The 5,945-nt window shown below is 29.2% G+C and carries 5 protein-coding genes; 1 reads left to right on the forward strand and 4 read right to left on the reverse strand.

The genetic code is table 11. The features are described 5' to 3' along the window. The 4 genes from ACQCX0_RS05680 to ACQCX0_RS05695 form a co-directional block, all read right to left on the reverse strand. On the reverse strand, positions 1 to 567 hold a 567-nt coding region (locus ACQCX0_RS05680; RefSeq protein WP_462563202.1), incomplete at its 3' end, for an MFS transporter. Positions 568 to 579: 12 nt separating this feature from the next. Beyond that, positions 580 to 2,010: a S41 family peptidase gene (locus tag ACQCX0_RS05685; protein ID WP_462563203.1), complete on the reverse strand. Its 1,431-nt coding sequence runs from the start codon at positions 2,008 to 2,010 to the stop codon at positions 580 to 582. Positions 2,011 to 2,029: 19 nt separating this feature from the next. Further along, positions 2,030 to 2,629, reverse strand: coding sequence for a pyridoxamine 5'-phosphate oxidase (pdxH, locus tag ACQCX0_RS05690; RefSeq protein WP_462563204.1), 600 nt, complete (start codon positions 2,627 to 2,629; stop codon positions 2,030 to 2,032). Positions 2,630 to 2,671: 42 nt separating this feature from the next. Then, positions 2,672 to 3,394 carry a hypothetical protein gene (locus ACQCX0_RS05695; RefSeq protein WP_462563205.1) on the reverse strand — a complete coding sequence of 241 codons (723 nt, stop codon included), beginning with the start codon at positions 3,392 to 3,394 and terminating at the stop codon, positions 2,672 to 2,674. A gap of 161 nt (positions 3,395 to 3,555) precedes the next feature. Here ACQCX0_RS05695 and ACQCX0_RS05700 point away from each other — a divergent pair, with 161 nt between their 5' ends. Then, a complete protein-coding gene (locus tag ACQCX0_RS05700; protein ID WP_462563206.1) occupies positions 3,556 to 4,359 on the forward strand; it encodes an enoyl-ACP reductase FabI in 804 nt (267 codons plus the stop codon). The last annotated feature ends 1,586 nt before the right edge of the window (positions 4,360 to 5,945 follow it).

Here is a 5,945-nt window from a genome sequence, read left to right on the forward strand (position 1 = left end):
CTTTTCTCGTAAACTAATTTTCTTTTTCTTCATTTTAGGTAAAAATTTATATAATAAAACTAGAGGTACAATCGGTATTAAATATACTAAAAAGGCTATTCTCCAATGAATATTTGCCAATAACCCAGCTGAGATTAAAATAATAATACCACCAAAATAACCTATAAGACCTACATAACTTAATAAGCGGTAGCGTTTTTCTCCTGAGAAATAATCTGTTATTAGTGAAGAAGAATAAGGTACTATCAAGCCGGCACTAATCCCTACTAATGCCCTAAAAAACATAAATACATAAGAATTAAAAGACAACATAGACCCAATACCGCTAATAAGATACAAAATTAAACCAAAGAAAATTAATTTACGTTTTTCAAAAAGTTTTGATAAATATCCTGCTAACAATACAAAAGGAATTACAATTAAAGAGGGTAATGTTAAGAATAATTTTGAGTATGATTCTCCTTCATCAGGAAAAGATTTTGCTATATCAGGTAAAATTGGTGAAATTGCAACACTTACCAACATAAAAGTAAGAGATAACGACAATAAAGATACGGCTATTTTCATAAAATACTTAAATTATTCAGCTAAGTTTTGTTTAAATTTATTATAATCTAAAGTATCTAAATAATTCAAGGCACAACCTATTATTTGATCAGGTTTATTTTTATCTTTAAGGTTAAAATATTTTCTACATTGATTTTCTTTAATAGTTAAAGCACTAGCTTTACTACCTCTAGTTGCTTTCTTTAAGGCTAAAAACTTATTTTTATCATGCATTGAATCATAAATGTTTGATTTAGTATTAATTACTGCTATATCCGGTGTTACCCCTAACCCTTGTATGGTTGTACCATCAGGAGTATAATATAGTTGAATAGTTAATTTAATAGAACTACCGTCTTTTAAGTCGTATATCATTTGTACAGAACCTTTACCATAAGTTTTCTGCCCTATTAATATTGCTCTTTTATTCTGTTGCAAAGCTGCTGAAAAAATCTCAGATGCAGATGCAGATAAATTATTAATAAGAATCACTATAGGAATATCTTGAGTTAATTGTAGATTATTTCCTGCAAAATATACCATCTCACTATCATCACTTCTACCTTTAATAGATACAAGTTTCCCTTTTGCTAAAATCATATCTAAAATGATTAACGTTTGTGCTAGCAACCCTCCTGGGTCATTTCTTAAATCAATAATTAAACCTTGTAATTTATCAACATGAATGTTTTGTAAGGCTTTACGAAATTCCTTTGTTACTTTAGTATTAAATTCAGCTATTTTTATATAACCATACTTGTTATCAATAACCTGATATGTTAAAGTAGGTAAGTTTATCTTCATTCTTTTTAAAGAAAAAGTAAGCGGTTTATTATCTCTTTGGATTTCTAAAGTTATCTTAGTATTTTTTTTACCTTTTAATAAAGCTATAGTTTTTTCTATATCGTTAGCACTAAGTTTCTGATTCTCCACTGCTAGTATAAAATCACCTTCTTGTAATCCAGCTCTTCCTGCTGAAGAGTCTTCTATAACCTGTAAAATTTTGATTTTATTTTCTTGTTTATCTATACCTAAAACTAACCCTACTCCTATATATTCTCCGTTAATATTATCTTTAAAAAGTTTACTTTCTTCATTAGTAAAATATACCGAGTGATCATCTAAGGATAGCACCATAAGTTTAATAGAATTCTCTATTAAAGTTTTATACTGTAGAGGTTGCTGATTTTTAATTAATTCTACTTTTTTTAAATTATAACCTTTGATTGCCTCCTTAATTAGATCAGCTCTTTGCTCTTTACTAAGTTCACTGACATAGTTATTAATAATAAAATTATAACTTTCTTGAAAAATTGTTAAATATCGTTCTTTTCCACTATCAGCTATTTTTTCTTGTTCAACATGTTCAACAAAAAAATTAATGGTAAAATCTTCAGTGGTAGCTCTTACATCTATATTTAAGATAGAAAAAACTATACTTATAAAACTAATTATCACTTTCATTTAAATTCCTTTATTAAAGTTACGGATATAATATTTTACTATGCCACATTTTATTAATCAGTGTATAAGCCACCCTATGATGTAGTCTGGCAGGTTTTTCTTCCCAAAATTCAAAATAATCAGGATTAACTATAAACCCTCCCCAACTTTCAGGTTTTGGCACTGTTTCTTTAAATTCTAAACTAAATTGTGTAACTCTTTTTTGTAAATCATCGCCATGTAACATTTCTTTAGATTGTAAAGAAGCCCAAGCTCCTATTTTACTTAGATACGGTCTCCGAGTAAAATATAACTCTTCTTTTGCTTGTGCAATTCGTAAAGCCTTACCGCTAATTCTAATCTGTCTTTTTAGGAATAACCAATAAAATAGTAATGATACCTGATTATTTTCTTTGATACTTTGAGCTTTAGAGCTTTCTAAATTTGTATAAAATGTAAATCCTTTCTCATCATAGCTTTTTAATAAGACCATACGCACACTGGGAATTAAGCTAGATCCTACTGTTGCTAATACCATTGCATTAACATTTTCTATAGAATGAGTAGAATAATATTTTTTAGCATACTGATACCAAATATCAAATTTTTTATAAGGTTCATGGTTATCAGTGCTGATCACAATTCTTTATCCAAGAATGTTGTTATTGATTGTTAAGAAGATTTATTTATCATAATGTCCGTTATTAATAATGATATCAAACATATTAGTTAAATCTATACTAGACTCTTGGTTGGCAACATCTTTAAATACTATATTATAAGCTGTATTATCATCTATTAATAATGCCAAAGTTACATCATTATCATTAGTAATAAGTTTATATTCAATATTAGTATTATCATTATTACCAACAAGTTCATTTAAATCAATTTTATCTGCAACCGGATTGTAATCCCAAATTATTATTTCATGACTATGTTCAAAAGCCTTATTTAAAATTTTATATACATCCCCTTGTGATGTTTTTGAAAGATAAAATGGTAATATTTCTTCTTTCTCAAAATTTAGAATTTCTTCTCCTTTAACCTCTTCAAAATTCATAAAACTAGTATCTATTTTTACATCCCCTTGTGTGCTCATACTGGTTTCAGTTGTATTAGCAATATATTCTCTACTCAATTCATATAAATTAGTTTTATTTTTATAAAATACGCTAACCGATTTAGATATTTCTGTTGGAGATTCTAAATTAATTGATTGTAAGATTTTTTGAAAGTTATCGTTACTTTGTACTGGGATATGCAATGCTCCATTATTATCATTCCAGAAATAGTTATCAAGTAGTGAGATATCCATTAACCCCTGTATGGTTCTACTCTCCTCAGGCATAATAAGAATAAGCTCTTTATCACCACTTTTTGCTAGTTTAGTTCTTTTAATCATCTTGTATTCAATGTTTGAAATATTATTATATTATTCTATAATATATATTGTATCCTAAAAATTTCAAATGTAAATAATTCTTCAACTATTAACATAATATGCTATATTATATGAGAGAAAATTTTGATTTTTTTATAAAATTAAATAGAAGGGGGATATAAATGAATAATATTATGCAAGGCAAAAAAGGGCTTATTATGGGTGTAACCAACGAGTTTTCCATAGCTTGGGGCATATCCAAAACGCTACGAACACAAGGTGCAAAATTAGCTTTTACAGCTTTTCCCATCGAGAAAATCCTTAATAAAGTATCTACTCTTGCTGCTACTTTAGATTCTAATTTTGTATATGCTTGTGATGTTACCAAATCTGATGCTATTAATCGTACTTTTAAACAGATAAAAACTGATTTAGGAAGTATAGATTTTTTAGTACATGCTATTGCTTTTGCAGATAAAAACGAATTAAGAGGACGTTTTATTGATACAAGCTTACCTAATTTTTTAAATAGCTTACATACTTCTTGCTATTCTTTTATTGAAGCAGCTAAATATGCATCATCCTTAATGCCTAAAGGAGGGAATCTCCTTACTCTAACCTATTTAGGAGCAAATAAAGTAGTTCCTAACTATAATATTATGGGTGTAGCAAAAGCAGCTTTGGAGGCTAGTGTACGTTATACTGCAGAAGATTTAGGTAAATTAGGAATCAGAGTAAATGCTTTATCTGCTGGACCTATTAAAACTTTAGCTGCTAGCGGGATTTCTGATTTTTCTTCTTTATTAAAATGGAATGAAGAAAATGCACCACTACGTAGAAATATTAACCAAACAGATATTGCAGGATCTTCCTTATACCTATTAAGTGATTTATCTAGCGGGGTAACCGGAGAAATTCATTATGTTGATAGTGGTTATAACATTATTGGTATTAGAAATATTGATAACATCAAAAACGAACTTTAATCTTATCTAAGTTCTCTAAGTAGGCTATTACATAACAAATAGTAAACAGCCTTTAAATAAAGGGATTTACCCTTTTTATTTATTGATTAAAGGCATCATTAATTTCTTCTTTACTAATATTTACAAAGATTCTTCTATTTTGCTGATCTTCTAATAAGAATAATAAACCACTATTTTTATCTTTCTCTAAAATGGTACTCACTTGCTTAATATTTTCTATAGTTTTTTGATTAATAGAAACTATTTTTAATCCGGCACTAAAACCTTTATTATAAGCAATAGAATTATTTTTAACCGCCGTAATCACCACTCCTTTGGCATTTTTAGGTAGTTTAAAGAGTTGTTTTATCTCATTATTAATATCTGATATTTTAATACCGATATCAGATATTATTAACTCTTTAATAGAAAAAGATTGCAATGTTGCTTTATTATCTTCTTCCTCAGCTTTATTTAATAAGTCATCCGGAATAGTTCCTATTTGTACAGTTAGATTTTTCTCAATCCCATCATTTACTATAGTAAACACTAAGGTGCTACCTGGTTTTGCTTTCCCAATAATTTTAGTTAAAGATTTACCGTTTTCTATAACAACACCGTCAATCTTAATAACTACATCTCCGCTTTGAATGCCGGCTTTTTGGGCTGGGCTATTATCTAATACCCCAGCAACTAAAGCTCCGTTAGTATTATGTAATTTTAAAGATTTAGCAATATCATCATCAATTCCTTGAATTTGTACTCCTAACCAACCTCTAACTACTTTTTTATTTAAAATTAGTGCAGCTACTATTTCCTTTACGGTATTTGAGGGAATAGCAAAGCCTATACCTATACTCCCACCACCGATTGTACTAAAAATTGCCGTATTGGTTCCAATAACTTCTCCTTTAGTATTAATCATCGGTCCACCGGAATTCCCTCTGTTAATGGCAGCATCAGTTTGAATAAAATCAGTATAATTTCCTATATTAATATCTCTACCTCTTGCGGAGACTATTCCTGTAGAAACAGTACCTCCCAAACCAAAAGGATTACCAATAGCTATTACCCAATCTCCTACTCTGGCTTTGTCAGAATCACCCAATTTTAAAGTAGGTAAATTAGTACTAGCTACCTTGATTAAAGCAATATCTGTAGGTTCATCCCAAGCATAAATTTCAGCTTGAATTTTTGTACCATCTTGCATAATAATTTTAATATCTTGAGCTCCTTTAATTACATGGTAATTAGTAACTACAAAACCATCTGATCTTACAATATAGCCAGCTCCTAACAATACAGCTTTTTTCTCCTGTTGTGGCGGTACTAACTGTTTAAAAAATTCTCTAAACATAGGATCAATTGCTTCTTCAGGAATATTAATAGTTTGGGGTTTTAACACCTTCACTGCTGTAATACTTACAACAGATGGCAATACATGCTCTACTAAATCTGCAAATCCTTCTGATACTACGAATTGTTTATCGTAAACTTTAGCATTATCTGAAATATTAGTTTCTTTTTCTAATTTTGCTAATTCCTCTTGATTGCTCATACCAAGGATAGATAGATCGGAAGAGCGGTTCAGCAGGAATGCCGAGACC

The organism is Candidatus Hepatincolaceae symbiont of Strigamia maritima (assembly GCF_055505085.1).